The following is a 16,402-nucleotide window of genomic DNA, read 5'->3' as shown; positions in this document are numbered from 1 at the left end:
CAGAAGGGTAAATGGAGATACTCTTACACATCTTACAGAAGCGTAAGAGTATCTCTTTATTTTTTAAATAAATGTAAGCGTTATCAAAATTTCTTTTTAAAAGGAGGAATTTGATTGGAAAATTCTCAATTGAATTTCGAAAAGAAGACGATTCGAAAGGTGACACGAAGAATTATCCCGTTACTATTTTTACTCTATATTATTTCTTATCTAGACAGGGCAAATGTGGGATATGCTGCATTGGAAATGAATGAAGCACTAGGACTAACAAGTAAAATGTTTGGTCTTGTGACAGGTATTTTTTTTATTGGTTATTTTCTGTTTGAAGTACCAAGTAATATTTTAATGCAAAAATTTGGGGCAAGAGTTTGGATTACTAGGATACTCTTTACTTGGGGAATTATTTCTATGGCAACTGGGTTTGCTCAGAATGCTACCCAGCTCTATATCATTAGATTCCTTCTTGGAATAGCAGAGGCAGGTCTATTTCCAGGTATTATTCTATACCTTACTTATTGGTTCCGAGCTAAAGAAAGAGCAAGTACAATTGCGATGTTTATGACAGCAATCGCCGTTTCTTATATTATAGGGGCTCCCGTTTCTACTTTAATTATTGATCATATTCATTGGATGAATGTGCCTGGATGGCGTTGGATGTTTATTATCGAAGGCGCACCTGCTGTTATTTTAGGGTTTGTTACATATTTCTACTTAACAGACCGGCCAGAACAAGCAAAGTGGCTAACAACTGAAGAAAAAAATTGGTTGATTTCAGAATTAAGAAAGGACGAGGAGTTACGAGAAAAGAAAGGCCAACAAACAACTAGTCATAAGACGGCCTTGACTGATCCTAAACTGTGGTACCTCGCCTTAATTTACTTTGTATATACTGCAGGTACACTGGGCGTTGGATATTGGATGCCCCAAATTATTAAAGGCTTATCTAGTTATTTATCAAACACCCAGATCGGCTTCATTGCTACAATCCCTTACATTATTGCTTCAATCGTCATGAATTACTGGTCAAGACGCTCAGATCGCACTGGTGAAAGACGTATGCACACAGCTTTACCATTACTCGTAGCTGGTTTAACGTTACTCAGTGTAGGAATGGTATCCAATCCATTTATTGCAATGGTTTTCATCACCATATCATTGGCAGCCATGTATTGTTTTAAAGGTCCTTTTTGGTCATTGCCCACTATGATATTGAGTCCAGCCACAGTAGCTGTTGGAATTGCAGTCATTAATTCAATTGGAAGTCTAGGAGGTTTTGTTGGCCCTTATGCAGTTGGATGGTTAAAAGATGCTACAGGAAAAATGCAAGCCGGTTTGATTTTCTTAAGTATTATTTTAATAATAGCTTTCATATTAGTATTAGCTATGAAATTTGAGCAAAAAAGAACTGCCTTCAAGAGTCAGAAGGAAATAGGGGAAATCCGGCTTGAAAAATAATTTGTCTACAATCTGAGCAGATCAATGATCTGCTTTTTTCTAGTGAAATCAACCTGTATCTTAAGGTCTATATCGTGTATATACAAGGTTGGCCTAAAGCGGTTTGATGACGTTTTACATATATGATAACAGGTGGAATTATGGTATCATTTTAAAATATATACAGCTGAGGCTGACGTTTATCCAAATGCGGTAGGACAAAAAAGGGGTTGTTTACTTGAATTCAAAACAGCAGCCGACGACTAGAAAACGCTTGGAGACAATGGCAGATCATGTTGAAGATAAACGTGAAGAATATAAAGAATTGCTCATTCAAGTTCAATCTATTCTCGGTGAACCTTCTTTAGAGCAGGAAGAAGTGAAAGAGAAGCTGACAGATACGTATAAACAAATGAAAGAATATGCTTTATTTGTTGAATCCATCGAAGCCTTTATTCGAAAAATGGCGAAAGAGTCCGATCAGCAAAAATAGGCATTCATGTATGGATAAAAGAGTGTACTCGGTTGCGGGTATGCTTTTTTGTTTCGGTCAGATTATTCAGAAATTTGAATGAAAGCGTTGACATTCTTATTGTCATGATAAATAATAAATAAAAATTCATCTGAGCATGTACAGGAGGAACGATATGAACCATACAACCAAGAAATGCCTGATCACCTTTATGATTGTCTTATTTTCTATGAGTTTTCTTTTTCCTTCCATTTCTTCTGCCCGAAATCATACGTCGTATGCTGCATCAACTGCTTCAGTCCCGTCTGGTCAATATTATCGTTCACAAGAGGTAGCTCTGCATTCTCACGTTCAAAAAGCTTCTCTTTATTACACAACAGATGGCAGCCAGCCGACAACTCAAAGTCAGTTGTACAAAAAGCCCATTCATATCGAAACAGATACGACTTTAAAAGTAAGCGTCTACAAGAAAAACCACCGCCTTTCCACGTCTACATACAATTATCGGTTTGTCACACGAGAGGACATTGCATCATCTTTTTTATCTTTCGAATACAAAGGAATGCCTTATCGGCTGTATATTCCAAAAAATCGTAAGAGGGGTAAAGCCTATCCTCTCGTCCTGTTCTTACATGGAGGCGGTGAGAGGGGAACAGACAATCAAAAGCAGTTACTTGCGAATGATGGTGCAGTTTTATGGGCTTCCCCTGAAGTCCAAAAGAAACATCCTTCGTACGTATTAGCCCCTCAGGCGCGAAATGCTGTGGATGGAGGCTTTGCATTAACAAGAAATTTGCAAAATGAAATCGATCTGACAAACGTGTTTCAATTTTCACCGGATTTACACAAAGCTTATGATGTCCTTCAGCATGTGTTAACTTCTTATCAGATTGATCAGAAAAGGATTTATGCGACGGGTTTATCACAAGGTGGATTTGGCACGTACCAGTTGAACATCACATATCCTCGTTTGTTTGCAGCGATGATTCCTATTGCGGGGGGTGCAGATCCAAGCAAGGCAGGAATTTTAGCACACAAGCCGATATGGGCATTTCATGCAGAAGATGATTCCATTATCCCTATCAGCTATGCGAGAAATACAATTCAAGCTATTCAAAAAGCAGGCGGCCAGCCGCTTTATACGGAGTACGCAAGCAAGTATGGATATGACCATGCATCATGGACGCCTGCTTATGAGACGCCAGGCTTAACCGATTGGCTGTTTGCACAGAGACGCAGCTTTCGATAAACAAAAAACCGATTCACCTACTAACAAGGCGAATCGGTTTTTTTCTGTTTTATTTATCAAAACGATGAGCAGAATGCTTTGTTGGTCCGATGTATTCGTTTAGCTGGAAAGAGCCTTTGATAGCAGCAGTGATGAATTCTTTTGCTGCATAAATGGCTTCTTTCACGTCTGATCCATTCGCTAGTTCAGCTGTGACTGCTGCTGAGAATGTGCAGCCTGCGCCGTGTGTGTATTCTGTGTCGATTTTATCTGTTTCAAGGCGTTCGAAGGTTTGTCCATCATAAAGCAAATCGATGGCTTTGTCCTCGCTTAGCTTACCGCCTCCAGTGATGACCACATATTTTGCACCAAGTTCGTGAATGCGTTTTGCTGCTTCTTCCATTTGTTCAATCGTTTTGATCTCGCCGATTCCGCTTAATTGACCTGCTTCGAAAAGGTTAGGTGTAATAACGGTTGCCAGTGGCGTGAGCTTCTCGCGCAATGCTTCCGCGTGCTCTGGGTAAAGGACTTCGTTCGCACCCTTACAAACCATAACAGGATCAATGACGACATTTTTTAGGTCGTATGTTTTGATGGTGTCAGCTGCAAGCTCGATCACGTCGACGGTTGGGAGCATACCCGTTTTCAGTGCATCTACACCAATGCCTTCAACAATGGTAGAGAGCTGCGCGCGAATCGTCGCCGTATCAATTGGAAACACCTGATGATCCCAATGATTATGAGGGTCCATTGCAACGACAACGGTTAAAGCTGTCATCCCGTAGACGTTTTTTTCTTGAAACGTTTTTAAATCTGCTTGGATACCTGCACCGCCGCTTGAATCCGAACCTGCGATGGTGAGTGCTTTATTCATAGACATAGTTGCTGAACCTCCAATGTGATGTGTAACAGTTATTGTTCTATCCCTTATTATAATCAGCTTTTCCATTTATCACAATGAAACGGCATAAAAAAGCGTTCCTCTCTTCGGAACGCCTTTCTTTCTTACCTTTTACAAATCACCAATTTCCCTTTTTTCAGTTCGTCTAAAAGGGTTAAAGCTAACTTTTGATCGGCGCCAACTGACATCATTTTGTCCATCAGTTCATCATCCCGGGTGCGAATGACATTGGCGACTTGATCCAAAATCCCTTGATCGACCGCAGTCATGCTTTTGGCGTCTGTATACTCCGTTACGGTATCAGAGCGTTCTGGGTCGTACGCAAAAACAAATACAGCGTCCTTTGTTGAACCCGATGAATGAAAGTGGTCGATGGCCTGTTTCGCTTCTTTACTATTCTCAGCCGTGATATATTCCATGATCATCACTCCTTTTCATCAAAAATTCCCATTTTCCCGTCAAATCAAACCGCCTTTTATATCATGAGAAGAAAGCCAATTTATGTTTTAATGGAAAAAGACGAATCTATTAAAGGAGTAAGCTGCATATGAAGATTTCCTTATTAATTGTGACACATAACCGGCTCAGCGCACTGTGTGAGCTGCTTGAATCCATTTCAAGACAAACCGTACAGCCTTTTGAAATTGTCGTCGTCAATGATGCAGGAGAGCGAGTCGACATCATTCAGGAACTTTACCCTGAGCTTCCGATCCGCTTGATTCATTTAGATGAGAATGTCCAGCATGTGAATGCCAGAAATGTGGGGGTTCGGGAGCTGACAGGCGACATAATCATGCTGAGTGACGACGATGATTACTTCACACCTTGTCATATCGAACGCATGAGCAAGGCGCTGGAAAATGCCGATTTTGTCTTTTCTGATGCAGAAATTGTGTCATTTGAAGAAAAAGGCGCGACCCGTTTCCCGTTGTCGAGACGTTTGTTTGCTTATACAGCGGACATTGAGGATATGCGTGTCTTTTCTACATATGTTCCTTCCGGCAGTATGTACAAACGCTCTATACACGATGAGATTGGCTATTTTGATCCAGCGATGCATCATTATTGGGACTGGGACTTCTTTTTGCGTGTATCACAGCATGCCCGAGTCAAACGAGTACCGGCTGCCAGCGTGATCTATGCGTTTTTTGACGGCGGTGGAAATCAGTCTAGTGATCTTGGTGAAACAAGGAAGAACTACCTAGATGATTTAAGTGAAAAGCATGATTTAGGCGACCTGCCAACAGCGAACTTTGCTATATTATTAGAAGAACCAGCGATGAAAAAGCGAGAATCAGAGAGTGAGATTGTGTGGGATGGAAAACCGATGATCTCCAGACTAGCGCAGCAAGTAGAAGGAGGAAAACCACAATGAAGCCATTTTTAAATGATAGCTGGTGGGCTGTGATGAAAAGTGAATTTGAACAGCCGTATTATCAGGAATTACGTGAATGGATGAAGGAAGAATATCGCACGCAGACCGTTTTTCCAAAACCAGATGACGTGTATCGTGCCCTTCATTTGACGTCATATGAAAAGGTCAAAGTGGTGATTTTAGGACAAGACCCTTATCATGGCCCAGGACAGGCACATGGATTAAGCTTTTCTGTTCAGCCGGGCGTCAAACACCCGCCATCTTTGAGAAATATTTTTCAAGAGCTAAAGGATGATCTTGGCTGCCCTGTTCCAAACCACGGCTCACTTGTTAGCTGGGCAGAGCAGGGTGTGCTGCTCTTAAACACTGTGCTGACTGTGAGGAAGGGAGAGGCGAATTCGCATAAAGGCAAGGGCTGGGAACGTGTGACAGACCGCGTGATTGATGTGCTGAATGAACGTGATCAGCCCGTCGTTTTTGTGTTATGGGGAAGACATGCTCAAAATAAGAAAGAACGCATTGATCAAAACAAGCATTACATCATTGAGTCACCTCATCCAAGTCCTTTTTCTGCAAGAAACGGCTTTTTTGGCAGCCGGCCGTTTTCAAAGGTAAACACGTATTTAAAGCAAATGGGATTCGAAGAAATCAATTGGTGTATCAAGGATATTGAATGAAAATAGGACGAGGGGAGAGCCCCTTCGTCCTGTTTATTTTAAAAATTTGCGGACCAAGTCGAGTCCGTTTTTCGCATTTGGATAACGGAAGGAAAAATCGAAGCGGTTCGTTTGACGCAGGACGCTTTTTTCATGCGTAAAAGTAAAGAAGCTTTCCTTCCCGTGATATCGTCCCATGCCGCTTTCGCCGACGCCTCCGAATGGCAGGTAAGGTGTAGCGACATGCATAAGCGTGTCATTGATACATCCTCCGCCAAATGAGAGGTTTTCTAGAATATACGATTCTGTGTCTTTATTTGTTGTAAATAAGTAAAGCGCCAGCGGCTTTGGCCTTGCTTTGATCATATGGGCTGCCTCATGCAGAGAATCAAAGGTCATGACAGGCAGGATTGGCCCGAAAATTTCCTCCTGCATGACGGGATCTTCCCAAGTGATGTCGTCTAAAATGGTCGGAGCGATTTTAAGCTCCTGTTCATTGCGCTGTCCACCTGTGACGATCGTTCCATTTGAGAGAAATTGTGAAAGCCTGTCAAAATGACGCTGACTGACATTTTTTCCGAAGTGCGGATGCGTTTCGGGATGTTCACCATAAAAGTCACGGATACAGGCCGTCATTTCTCGCAGAAGTTCCTCTTTGATGGATTCATGAACAAGCAAATAGTCTGGTGCAATGCAGGTTTGCCCTGCATTGGTGAATTTTCCAAAGGTGATCCGCTTCGCTGCTAGCTTGATGTCGGTATCAGGCATGACGATGCAAGGGCTTTTTCCGCCAAGCTCAAGTGTGACAGGGGTCAAATGCTTTGCGGCGGCTTCCATGACGACTTTGCCGACTGCCACACTTCCGGTAAAGAAGATATAATCAAAGGGCAGCTTCAGCAGCTCTGTACTAACATCGACACCGCCCTCTACAACAGCCGCATGGTCTTCTTGAAATACACGTTTGATGATAGTGCTGATCACTTGTGAGACTGCCGGGGTCAGCTCAGACGGTTTTAAGATCACGGCATTTCCCGCAGAAATCGCGCCGACTAATGGAGAAAGGGCCAATTGGAAAGGATAGTTCCAAGGGGCAATGATGAGCACACTTCCATAGGGCTCCTTGATGATCATGCTTTTCGATCCGATATGAGTCAGCGGTGTTTTCGCGCGTGTTGGCTTCGCCCATTTGTGAAGGTGCTTGATGGTATGATTGATTTCTTCATACACCATCCCGATCTCTGTTGTATAGGCTTCCTGTTCGGATTTAAGCAAATCATGGGCTAAGGCCTGTAAAATATCCTTTTCATGCTGTTTGATTGCTGCTTTTAAGTCTTGAAGAATGCGGATGCGTTCTTTAACTGCCGGCTTCTGAAAGACTTTTTGTTTCTGAAATAGAGCTGTGAGCTTGTTCATGATTTAATCCTTTCATAGACGATTTTGTTTCTTTTATTATGTGTGAATGATGGTGACGGGTCAAATAAGAGAGTCGTGAGCGCACTGCTTTGAAAAAATGAACCCATTTGGTTTGTTCATTTGGTAAAATAATGTTGAAAAGAGATTTTTTTAGATTGGAGGGTCTACCCTTGAATATTCATATATCAAGCCTGCTTCAAAAAATGGAGGAAGCGGTTCAAAAAGCAAAACAAAGTGGAAATGATGAAGAGGTGAAACGTCAAGTGGCGGCGATTTCTTCGCTATGTGATGTCATTCTCGACGCACCATCACAGGTGCAAATGCCGCAGTCGCCGGTCATCTCACCACCTCCATCGATACATACACCATCAGCGCCATCTGTGTCTACAGATCAAGCCATGCTGGAGAAACTCATGGGCACAAGTGGCGCGAAGAAATTTCAGCAAAATGATGAGGGTCAAAAAGAGAAGGACGGGAACGGCGACTCTATTTTTGATTTTTAATGGTCTTGTCACGACAAAGGGAAGGTGATCGGTTTGAAACTATTTTTGGGCGCCATTCAGTGGATGGCATTTTTTATCGCAGCTTCTATTGCCGTACCAATTGCGATTGCACAAGCATTTGAATTGAACCAAGTACAATCGGCAGAGCTGATTCAAAGTACTTTCTTTTCACTTGGTCTTGTGGCGATGGTGCAGTGTTTATGCGGCCATATGCTGCCGATCAATGAAAGTCCAGCAGGGCTTTGGTGGGGTGTGTATACCCTTTATGCCGGCATGACAGGAACAATCTTTGCGACGTATCCTGAAACTTTGCAAGCATTACAAGGGGCTTTAATTTTTAGTGCTATTTTCTTTTTTATTTTTAGTCTATTTAAAATCATCAATTGGCTCGCGTCTTTATTTACGCCAGTCGTCACAGGCATTTACCTGCTGCTGCTTGTTGTGCAGCTAAGTCAGCCAATCATGAAAGGGCTGATGGGGATCGGCTATCGAGGAAATCAAGTAGACGGGCTTGTCTTTTGCTTATCGATCTTGATTATTATCCTCACCTTCATGATCAGCCGCTCAAAATGGCATTACTTGAGGCAGTTTTCTGTGTTATTCGCACTTGCAGGCGGATGGCTGTTATTCGCTCTACTCGGATTGGCGAAGCCGGTTCGAATTCCAGAACAAATCATCGAGTTTCCGAAGCTGTTTCCATTCGGTATGCCGGTCTTTGACAGCGGATTGCTTGTCACGTCCTTTTTTATAACGATTTTACTCATTGTGAACATGCTGGCAAGTATTCGAATTGTGGAAAGCTCAGTGAAGGCATTTGGTGAACTGCGTGAGCGGAAGAGAGCACGTCCTGCCGGTTTTGTCGCAGCATTTGGTCATTTACTAAGCGGGCTGATCGGTGCGATTGCGCCTGTACCTATTTCGGGGGCAGCAGGATTTATCCAGACAACCAAAATTCCTTCGAGAAAGCCTTTTTTCATAGGAAGTCTGCTTATTGTTCTCATTAGTTTGTTTCCGCTGCTCATGAGCTTTTTCTCTGCATTGCCATCACCTGTGGGGCTTGCTGTAAACTTTGTGGTCTTCTCTTCTATGATTGGGATTGCGATGTCAGAGTTTGATCAATATGAGAAAGAAGACATTCCGCGGATTCGCTTTGTCCTTGGGATTGCCGTTTTAGCAGGCGTAGGGGCGATGTTTGTGCCTCAGGGGGCCTTGAAAGGCATGCATCCTGTGCTCATTTCATTATTAAGCAACGGTCTTGTTCTAGGCACGCTCATTGCGATTGTTGTCGATCAGGTCTTGTTACGAAAGAAAAAGAAATCCGACAATCTCGTGTCAACGTAAATGGAAAGTTGAATGTCGCCCTTCACCCGCGCTATGATAAACATAATTGATGAGATAAGGAGAATGACGAATGAAACTATTTTTCATTTTAGGTGCCATTAACGCCATGCTTGCTGTAGGCCTTGGAGCCTTCGGTGCACACGGTCTAGAAGGGAAAATCCCTGAAAAATATATAGAAATATGGAATAAAGGTGTTCAATATCAGATGTTCCATGCTATTGGCTTATTTGTTGTCGCTTTTCTTGCAGATAAGCTGTCAGGTGTCTCCTTGGTTCCTGCTGCTGGCTGGGTGATGCTTGCAGGCATCCTTTTCTTCTCAGGAAGTCTTTATGTGCTGGCATTGACTCAGGTGAAGATTCTAGGTGCCATTACCCCTATTGGTGGAGTAGCATTTATCGCATCTTGGATCATGCTTGTCATTGCAGCAGCAAAAAATTTATAAGGTAAAAAACCGATGCTCTCATAGGGGCATCGGTTTTTTTTCTTAACTCCAGTAAGGAGTATAATTGGGCGGTGCTTGATAATAAGGGACGTAGTGAGATGGAGGGACAGGATGCGTTTGAGACTCTTCTTCCCGGTGGCAAAATGGTCCGATAAACACACTTGGTTTCACCGGCTTTATCGCCTGCTTCCACTGTGTTTCGTTCATGCAATAAGTATGGGCCATGATGTGAGAAGGGGTGAGGGTGAGAAGGTCTGAGCCTAAGATCACTTCAGGTGTAGATGCGTTAAAAATGGCTAACAAATGAGTTCTGTCTTGAAGAGCGACTTCATAGTGCCACCAGCCTTGAGGCACGTTTGCCACCTGTCCAGGTGTAATGGTGTAGGTGTGCAGTTTTTTTGTAAATGGATTCAGCATCGATACGGCAGCAGAACCGGCTATACAATAAACAAGCTCTGCGGCATTTTGATGATAATGAGGCTCTACGACTTTGCTTTTACTCAAATATATATCCAGCAGGGACACTTGATCCAATGAGTTTAATTGTTTTTTTCCTAACACATTAATCAGGTTATGCTGATCGTATTTCACAAGGGGGCTTTGATTCAGATCGTATGAAAATTTCACATTTGGTGATGTATAATCCAGTTCAACAGTCATTGATGTCACCTCTAGGCTTTTGATAAAAACTCCTAGGCATCTTATGAGCCGCGCCCCAGAGGTGTGACAAAAACCTAGACAAAAGAAAAAAGCAAGGGCACCTGAGCCTTGCTTTTGCCATGTATGTCGTTATCTCGGAGAATATGTTGACATCGAATATGGATAGTCGTACTGAATTTCTCCATCAAATGTAATGTAATCAAGATAGATTGTTAATAGTAAGTATCGTGTTCCTGTCTTGTTATCACTAATGATAATGTGGTCACGTCCTGCAGCTTCAATGACGCCTCTAAAAATCTTCGAATTCCATTCTTTACTCGCCTCAAACGTCATATAAATCGTGGCTACCTTGCCGCGGTTCAATCGTAAAATATTTTCAATATAGGACTGCTCAAGAGGCAGCTGTCCGGTGACATTTTGCTGATAAATCGGTCCAGAAGGAATTTGATATGGCTGACCGCCGCCTTGCGTTCCTTGGCCTCCTTGTGAAGTGCCGGTAGACGGCATTGGTGAAAACCCCTGCTGCATTTGTCCTTGCATTTGACCCTGCGTTTGGGGAGGGACTGAATAACCCATCTGCTGCGCAGGATACGGATTTGCTCCATATTGTTGCTGGCGGAAATCTTGACCTTCGAAACCCGAACCTTGCCCAAATTGATTTTTCAATTTCATAACGTTCCTCCTCTTTCCTCATGGTGTTCTAAACAGAAGGCGTTTAGGCGCCTGTTGTTTCCATAGCATTCTTTCTCTCTTTCACACTATGAGACAGGAGGGGAGAATATGTACATTGAACGAAAAAAAGGAACTGCTCTACAGTTCCTAAAGTGGAGAAAAATCTTCGTATTCTATCGGTACTCGTCCTTTTTACATGATCCAGTTTACAGCGTGCTGAACATCAAATAAAAATGTCACGATGAGAAAAAACGCGGCGGGCGGTGTGATCACAATGATGAAGGCTTGCCATAATCTGAGCTTCATCACAGCGACAATGCCTAAAACAGCCATTCCAAATATCCACGTCTTTGCATATACATCCGTAAGAGTTAAAAGATCGATATAATACCATACTTCATAATGCTGATCTAAATATGGTGTGATTTTAACAAACGTATACGGACCGAGCATCCCAACAGTGGAAATCCAAGTAAGTGCAAATAAAGCAGAAGGGAAAAAGACCGTCAGTGTGCAGGCCTTGAGTATATCTCGATACGCCGTTTGACAGCCGAAAAAGAGACGCCCTAACCACTTGATGATGAGGACACCGAAAAATAGAATTATATTGCCTGCCAAAATACCATATCCCGCTCCTTGTAACAGAATAAAAGGGAATGGAATATGATTGCCCATATACTCGCTAAAATACCCTTCGTAGATCCAGCCCGTACCGGCAATACTTGCAAGGAGCATCATCAGCCAAATTGGGATATTGGAATGTCGATATGAGCGAATAATCGTTTTTGTCGCGACGAAAATTTTAAAAAATCGAAAAAATCCTTTTACTTCCTCTTCTTGGGAGTGATCATTCTTCATAGCTTCCAATGTTCTTTACTCCTTTAATACACATAAATGATTACTTATATTACCAAAAAGTTCACGTTTTTCAAAGAAAGATCAATAAAAAAATACAATTTTATAAAAAATAGGTCACTCTACAGTCTCTTTAAGAGGAGACACATATGATAAACATAGTTTGAAAGAGACCGAGGTGATAATTTTGACAAAAGTAACTGTCATTATGACGAGCTACAACAAGGCGGCTTACGTCGGCAGATCGATTGAAGCGGTCCTGAAGCAGACGCTGTCAGACTTTGAACTTTTTATCATGGATGATGGATCAAACGAAAAAACCCTTGCTGCTATTGAACCGTTTCGCAAAGATCCACGCGTTCACTTTATCCAAAGCGGTGTCAAAACATTGGAAGAGAGAACAGCGAAAACTCGCTATGCCGTGCTGATTAATCAAGCATTAGAACTGGCAAAGGGCGAGTATATTTCCTATGCCACAGATGACAATGTCTATGCCCCGGACCGTTTAGAGAAGCTCACTCATTATCTAGATGCCCATCCAGATAAAGATATTGTCTATTCTAGTTCTAAAGTTATCTATTTAAATAGCAAAAAAGAGCCAGTGAAGGAAATGATTCGGCCGGCGCAAACAGTGCAATGGAATGCTCCCTGCGCCATAGATCATTGCTCTGTCGTGCATCGTGCATCCATCTTATCAAAAATTCATGATGAATTTGGGTCCTACTGGGACGAGAGTCCGCATTTTTATCGAATAGGGGATGCCCGCTTCTTTTTTCGATTAAATCATTTTTATCCGTTTTATCCCTTTGAAGAAATATTAGATACAAATTACATCACAGAACAGTCGATTCATTATCAGCTGGCAGCAGAAGAGAAAAGTGCCTTTATTCATGCACTTCCCGAGCAGTCTACCTGCTGGGATCTCCGCAGTATATTAAAACAAAAATATGGGAGGTGACCTGAAATGTCGCACTATATTCATCATTATTGGCAGGTGTACTTTGAGTATGTGAATCTGATGAAAGATTTGTCCTACAAGGAAATTCCTCTTGGGTTGATCAGCAATTTTTATCAATATATCAGTCCTGAAGTGAGGGAACGCATGGAAGATGAAGCATTTGGTCAAGAACTGACAACCGATTGTCCATTACCGGAAGAGATTCAGCCATTTTTTGATCAGCATAAGCAGCAGATCAAGCGTATCGCTTATCGTCCGGCGAATGGAAAGGTATTGCTTCACTTTGAACACCTGCGTTTTACTGAACAAAATTACAAGCGGTTCCATCCAAACCAAACGGTGGTGCTTGCTCGCTGGAAGAAGGCAGATTATTTCGGATTACCTGTTATCAGTAAGCCGGAATTAACCGGAGAGGTTAATAAAGAAGCCCACGCTGAATATATTGAAAAAGCAAATGCTCTCCTTAAACCTTACGCTCACCACCCTGTCTTTGGCAATGTCTTTTTTAGAGAAAAATTGCGGAAGGATATTGTGCAATTTATAGATGTCATTGACCAGATAGAAGTGCTGTTTCAAATGCAGCCGATTGCAGCTGTTATTGTTGGAACGACGGAGGATGCTTACAGCCGTGTACTCGCTTTGCAAACAGTGAAACGCCAGCTGACGAGTATCTGTCTTCAGCACGGCGCGCTTATGGGAGACGAAGCCTTTTTACCGATTTTCACGACTTGCCATGGGGTGTTTGGAAAGTATGAAAAGGACTGGTATGTAGACAAAGGCTGTCAGCCGGAACAGGTGGAAATCACAGGTCATCCGAGGTTTGATTTGGTGAAGGAGCGAACACCGCTTCAACAGGATCTCATTTATCGTAAATTGAACTTCAGTCCGGCTAAAAAGACCGTGCTTGTGGCAACGCAGCCGTTTTCTGAAGCCTTCTATGGTGATGTTCTTAAAACGATTGCCAAACGGAAAGACATTCAGCTGATCATGAAGCCGCATCCTTGGGAAATTGCTCGAAATCGATTAAACGACTATGTGTCTATTGAACGAGCGGGAAATCATGTGAAATTGATTAAAAAAGAAATTGACCTGTATGACCTGCTGCCATATGTGGATATCGTGATTACGCTCACATCAACAGTTGGTCTTGAAGCCATGCTTTTTGAAAAGAGTGTGCTGATCGGGAAAATGACAGAAGGCAGAAGATACCCATATTACGAGTCGCTTGGCAGCTATCATATGGAAAACCCTGTTGAACTAGCTGAGAAAGCCATTCGTATTTTGTCGGATGAACAAGAGATGAAGCTGGCAAAGCAGCAAGGAGCTCAGTTCATTAAACAACACTATCCGCATGCGCGATCTACCGATGTTCTGCTTTCTCTGCTCAAAACAAAAACTGGTGTGGATTTTCAGAGATGAAGATAGGGGTGTGCAAGCGATATGGGAAAAAAGAGAGCACAATTTCTTCCTTATGCTCTGCCTTTCATTGAACAGGAAGAAATCGATGAAGTCATCGGAACATTAAAGTCCGGCTGGCTGTCAACTGGACCAAAAGTAAGACAGTTTGAAGAAGAATTTCAGCAGCTGACCGGTGCAAAACATGCGATCGCAGTCAATTCATGTACGGCTGCTTTATTTTTAGCGTTAAAGGCAAGAGGGATTGGGGCTGGGGATGAGGTGATTACAACACCTCTGACATTCTGCGCAACAGCAAATACAATCATCCATACGGGAGCAGCGCCTGTATTTGTCGATATTGATCCAGCAACACTCAATCTGGATGCAGAGAAAATAGAAGCGGCCATAACACCACATACAAAAGCAATTGTCCCTGTTCACTTTGCTGGTCAATCGTGCGATATGGACCGGATTTTAGCGATTGCCAAAAAGTATGATCTATTTGTACTTGAAGATGCTGCCCATGCTCTTTACACAACGTACCATGGTCAGCCCGTTGGATCGATTGGTGATGCGACCGCTTTTAGCTTTTATGCAACGAAAAACCTAGCGACTGGTGAAGGCGGCATGCTGACAACAAATGATGATGCGCTTGCGGCTCGAATTAGACGACTAGCGCTTCATGGGATGAGCAAGGGAGCGTGGAATCGTTATGGAGAAAAAGGAACGTGGTATTACGAGGTCGAGGAACCTGGTTATAAAATGAATATGTTTGACGTGCAGGCATCGTTAGGGCTTGTTCAGCTAAGCCGACTAGATGACATGCAGGCACGGAGAGAACAGATTGCAAAAGAATACAATCAGGCTTTTCAAAAAGAAGCGGGCCTGATCCTGCCGCCTGTGCATCAAGAAGGAAGACATGCATGGCATTTGTATGTACTGCAAGTGAATCCAAAAGAAGCATTCATCACGCGTGATGAACTGATTGATCAGCTGCAAAAGGAATATAAAATCGGCACGAGTGTTCACTTTATCCCTGTTCACTTGCACCCATACTATCAAGAAACATATCACTATTCACCAGAGGATTTTTCTGAGTCACTCGCATACTACAAGCAGACGCTCTCACTGCCGCTCTATCCAAGTATGACAGATGAAGATGTGCAGGATGTTATCACAGCGGTGTTGTCTATTTTAAAAGAACAGAAGGCATCATCATGAAGGTCGTTCATTCCATCGATGATCAGGTGCTGGCGGCATGGCTGGAGAAATACGGCCAACAAGCAGAACAAATGAACGAATTCAAGCAGTTTGCTCTTGTTAATGGCGCCCAGCTCAAAGCGGTCCTGTTATATGAATGGTCAAAATGGGAAAGCGGCATTTTTGATCAGCATATTTTTCATGTGAAGTTTATAGAAGCGGAGTCAGCGTCAGCTTTTCAAGAATTGATGGAGCGTTTCATCAATTGGATGAGAACAGAAAAATGCGATTTTTTCTTTTTACGTCTCGAAGCGTCTGATCTTGAAAAAAACCGCATCGTTCAAAGGCTGTCACATGTGTACTATGTAGGCGGACTCACTCGTCTTGAGGCGCCGCCTGTTCAAATGGAAATGCCATCAACAGGTGAAGATGTGGTCATCAGTCTGCCAGATGAAAAGGAATACGATGAGGCGGTGTCACTTGCTCATCAGGCTTTTGGGAAAAGCCGGTATGCACTTGATCCTTTTCTAGATCAGAATGTCGTCCAGCATTTTTTTCAGGAATGGATGAGAAATAATTTGCTCGGACGTGCAGATATCAATCTCGCGGCAAAGGTGAACGGTGAAGTCATTGGATTGATTCAAGGTGTAACAAAGGGCGATGAACTGATCCTTGATTTATTGTCCATTAGACCAGATACACAAGGAAAAGGGATCGGAAAAAAGCTGGTTACGGCGATGATAAAAGCCTCGTATGAGAGAGGGCACCGGTTTATGTCTGCCGGAACTCAGATGCATAACACAACCGCGATTCAGCTGTACGAAAAGCTGGGCTTTAGAACAAAAAATGCCTTCTTGTATTACCATGTGTGGCCGAAAAAAGGAGAGAGGTAAG

At 42.8% G+C, this 16,402-nt stretch carries 18 protein-coding genes; 12 read left to right on the top strand and 6 right to left on the bottom strand.

The window, feature by feature from the left end:
* The first annotated feature begins 114 nt into the window (after positions 1–114).
* The 3 genes from MHI46_RS18015 (at position 115) to MHI46_RS18005 (ending at position 3,155) form a co-directional block, all read left to right on the top strand.
* Positions 115–1,455 (top strand): MFS transporter, encoded by a 1,341-nt coding sequence (locus tag MHI46_RS18015; protein WP_251180954.1) that lies wholly within the window; start codon positions 115–117, stop codon positions 1,453–1,455.
* Positions 1,456–1,672: 217 nt separating this feature from the next.
* Positions 1,673–1,927, top strand: a complete 255-nt coding sequence (locus tag MHI46_RS18010) for a hypothetical protein (RefSeq protein ID WP_041087697.1) — start codon at positions 1,673–1,675, stop codon at positions 1,925–1,927.
* A gap of 154 nt (positions 1,928–2,081) precedes the next feature.
* Positions 2,082–3,155: a chitobiase/beta-hexosaminidase C-terminal domain-containing protein gene (locus tag MHI46_RS18005; RefSeq protein ID WP_251180955.1), complete on the top strand. Its 1,074-nt coding sequence runs from the start codon at positions 2,082–2,084 to the stop codon at positions 3,153–3,155.
* A 49-nt stretch (positions 3,156–3,204) separates the two neighbouring features.
* Here MHI46_RS18005 and MHI46_RS18000 read toward each other — a convergent pair whose 3' ends face one another.
* Positions 3,205–4,014 (bottom strand): bifunctional hydroxymethylpyrimidine kinase/phosphomethylpyrimidine kinase, encoded by an 810-nt coding sequence (locus tag MHI46_RS18000; RefSeq protein WP_024426411.1) that lies wholly within the window; start codon positions 4,012–4,014, stop codon positions 3,205–3,207.
* Positions 4,015–4,139: 125 nt separating this feature from the next.
* A complete protein-coding gene (locus MHI46_RS17995) occupies positions 4,140–4,454 on the bottom strand; it encodes a general stress protein (RefSeq protein ID WP_342503000.1) in 315 nt (104 codons plus the stop codon).
* 128 nt (positions 4,455–4,582) lie between these two features.
* Between MHI46_RS17995 and MHI46_RS17990 the strand changes: the two genes are divergently transcribed.
* Together MHI46_RS17990 and MHI46_RS17985 are read left to right on the top strand one after the other, a co-directional pair.
* Positions 4,583–5,410 carry a glycosyltransferase family 2 protein gene (locus MHI46_RS17990; protein ID WP_342502999.1) on the top strand — a complete coding sequence of 276 codons (828 nt, stop codon included), beginning with the start codon at positions 4,583–4,585 and terminating at the stop codon, positions 5,408–5,410.
* Positions 5,407–6,087 (top strand): uracil-DNA glycosylase, encoded by a 681-nt coding sequence (locus MHI46_RS17985; protein ID WP_039182328.1) that lies wholly within the window; start codon positions 5,407–5,409, stop codon positions 6,085–6,087. The genes MHI46_RS17990 and MHI46_RS17985 overlap by 4 nt, the downstream gene beginning before the upstream one ends.
* A 33-nt stretch (positions 6,088–6,120) precedes the next feature.
* Here the strand turns inward: MHI46_RS17985 and MHI46_RS17980 are convergent, their stop codons facing one another.
* Positions 6,121–7,479: an aldehyde dehydrogenase gene (locus tag MHI46_RS17980; protein WP_342502998.1), complete on the bottom strand. Its 1,359-nt coding sequence runs from the start codon at positions 7,477–7,479 to the stop codon at positions 6,121–6,123.
* A gap of 170 nt (positions 7,480–7,649) precedes the next feature.
* On the opposite strand from MHI46_RS17980, the gene MHI46_RS17975 reads away from it, so the two are divergent.
* The 3 genes from MHI46_RS17975 (at position 7,650) to MHI46_RS17965 (ending at position 9,765) form a co-directional block, all read left to right on the top strand.
* Positions 7,650–7,982: a YwdI family protein gene (locus tag MHI46_RS17975; RefSeq protein WP_039182322.1), complete on the top strand. Its 333-nt coding sequence runs from the start codon at positions 7,650–7,652 to the stop codon at positions 7,980–7,982.
* A gap of 33 nt (positions 7,983–8,015) precedes the next feature.
* A complete protein-coding gene (locus tag MHI46_RS17970) occupies positions 8,016–9,323 on the top strand; it encodes a purine/pyrimidine permease (protein WP_342502997.1) in 1,308 nt (435 codons plus the stop codon).
* A 70-nt stretch (positions 9,324–9,393) separates the two neighbouring features.
* Positions 9,394–9,765, top strand: a complete 372-nt coding sequence (locus MHI46_RS17965; protein WP_025093833.1) for a DUF423 domain-containing protein — start codon at positions 9,394–9,396, stop codon at positions 9,763–9,765.
* 42 nt (positions 9,766–9,807) lie between these two features.
* On the opposite strand, the gene MHI46_RS17960 is transcribed toward MHI46_RS17965, so the two are convergent.
* The 3 genes from MHI46_RS17960 to MHI46_RS17950 form a co-directional block, all read right to left on the bottom strand.
* Complete coding sequence (locus tag MHI46_RS17960; protein ID WP_342502996.1) at positions 9,808–10,425, bottom strand: cupin domain-containing protein; 618 nt, start codon at positions 10,423–10,425, stop codon at positions 9,808–9,810.
* Between the two features lie 129 nt (positions 10,426–10,554).
* The gene (gerQ, locus tag MHI46_RS17955) at positions 10,555–11,097 is read right to left on the bottom strand and encodes a spore coat protein GerQ (protein WP_041087716.1); all 543 of its coding nucleotides are present in this window, start codon (positions 11,095–11,097) and stop codon (positions 10,555–10,557) included.
* 192 nt (positions 11,098–11,289) lie between these two features.
* A complete protein-coding gene (locus MHI46_RS17950; RefSeq protein WP_330545824.1) occupies positions 11,290–11,955 on the bottom strand; it encodes a YIP1 family protein in 666 nt (221 codons plus the stop codon).
* A 184-nt stretch (positions 11,956–12,139) separates the two neighbouring features.
* Between MHI46_RS17950 and MHI46_RS17945 the strand changes: the two genes are divergently transcribed.
* From MHI46_RS17945 to MHI46_RS17930, 4 genes are read left to right on the top strand one after another with little or no spacing between them, the layout of a single operon-like run.
* A complete protein-coding gene (locus MHI46_RS17945) occupies positions 12,140–12,910 on the top strand; it encodes a glycosyltransferase family 2 protein (RefSeq protein ID WP_342502995.1) in 771 nt (256 codons plus the stop codon).
* 6 nt (positions 12,911–12,916) lie between these two features.
* Positions 12,917–14,329 (top strand): CDP-glycerol glycerophosphotransferase family protein, encoded by a 1,413-nt coding sequence (locus MHI46_RS17940; protein ID WP_342502994.1) that lies wholly within the window; start codon positions 12,917–12,919, stop codon positions 14,327–14,329.
* Between the two features lie 21 nt (positions 14,330–14,350).
* The gene (locus tag MHI46_RS17935; protein WP_342502993.1) at positions 14,351–15,529 is read left to right on the top strand and encodes a DegT/DnrJ/EryC1/StrS family aminotransferase; all 1,179 of its coding nucleotides are present in this window, start codon (positions 14,351–14,353) and stop codon (positions 15,527–15,529) included.
* Positions 15,526–16,401, top strand: coding sequence for a GNAT family N-acetyltransferase (locus MHI46_RS17930; protein WP_342502992.1), 876 nt, complete (start codon positions 15,526–15,528; stop codon positions 16,399–16,401). The genes MHI46_RS17935 and MHI46_RS17930 overlap by 4 nt, the downstream gene beginning before the upstream one ends.
* Position 16,402 lies beyond the last annotated feature (1 nt).

Origin of the sequence: Bacillus sp. FSL K6-1000, assembly GCF_038630785.1 — a bacterium.
GTDB classification, from domain to species: domain Bacteria; phylum Bacillota; class Bacilli; order Bacillales; family Bacillaceae; genus Bacillus; species Bacillus safensis.
The sequence above is the reverse complement of the archived record's forward strand: the minus strand, read 5'-3'. Positions and strand labels throughout refer to the sequence as shown.

What these genes read in the sequence shown, in the direction of transcription:
- MHI46_RS18000 (WP_024426411.1), bottom strand. Translation starts at nt 4,014, where the DNA reads ATGTCTATGAATAAAGCACTCACCATCGCAGGTTCGGATTCAAGCGGC.
- MHI46_RS17965 (WP_025093833.1), top strand. Translation starts at nt 9,394, where the DNA reads ATGAAACTATTTTTCATTTTAGGTGCCATTAACGCCATGCTTGCTGTA.
- MHI46_RS17960 (WP_342502996.1), bottom strand. Translation starts at nt 10,425, where the DNA reads ATGACTGTTGAACTGGATTATACATCACCAAATGTGAAATTTTCATAC.
- MHI46_RS17995 (WP_342503000.1), bottom strand. Translation starts at nt 4,454, where the DNA reads ATGGAATATATCACGGCTGAGAATAGTAAAGAAGCGAAACAGGCCATC.
- MHI46_RS17935 (WP_342502993.1), top strand. Translation starts at nt 14,351, where the DNA reads ATGGGAAAAAAGAGAGCACAATTTCTTCCTTATGCTCTGCCTTTCATT.
- MHI46_RS17950 (WP_330545824.1), bottom strand. Translation starts at nt 11,955, where the DNA reads ATGAAGAATGATCACTCCCAAGAAGAGGAAGTAAAAGGATTTTTTCGA.
- MHI46_RS18005 (WP_251180955.1), top strand. Translation starts at nt 2,082, where the DNA reads ATGAACCATACAACCAAGAAATGCCTGATCACCTTTATGATTGTCTTA.
- MHI46_RS17980 (WP_342502998.1), bottom strand. Translation starts at nt 7,479, where the DNA reads ATGAACAAGCTCACAGCTCTATTTCAGAAACAAAAAGTCTTTCAGAAG.
- MHI46_RS17930 (WP_342502992.1), top strand. Translation starts at nt 15,526, where the DNA reads ATGAAGGTCGTTCATTCCATCGATGATCAGGTGCTGGCGGCATGGCTG.
- MHI46_RS17985 (WP_039182328.1), top strand. Translation starts at nt 5,407, where the DNA reads ATGAAGCCATTTTTAAATGATAGCTGGTGGGCTGTGATGAAAAGTGAA.
- gerQ (WP_041087716.1), bottom strand. Translation starts at nt 11,097, where the DNA reads ATGAAATTGAAAAATCAATTTGGGCAAGGTTCGGGTTTCGAAGGTCAA.
- MHI46_RS17990 (WP_342502999.1), top strand. Translation starts at nt 4,583, where the DNA reads ATGAAGATTTCCTTATTAATTGTGACACATAACCGGCTCAGCGCACTG.
- MHI46_RS17940 (WP_342502994.1), top strand. Translation starts at nt 12,917, where the DNA reads ATGTCGCACTATATTCATCATTATTGGCAGGTGTACTTTGAGTATGTG.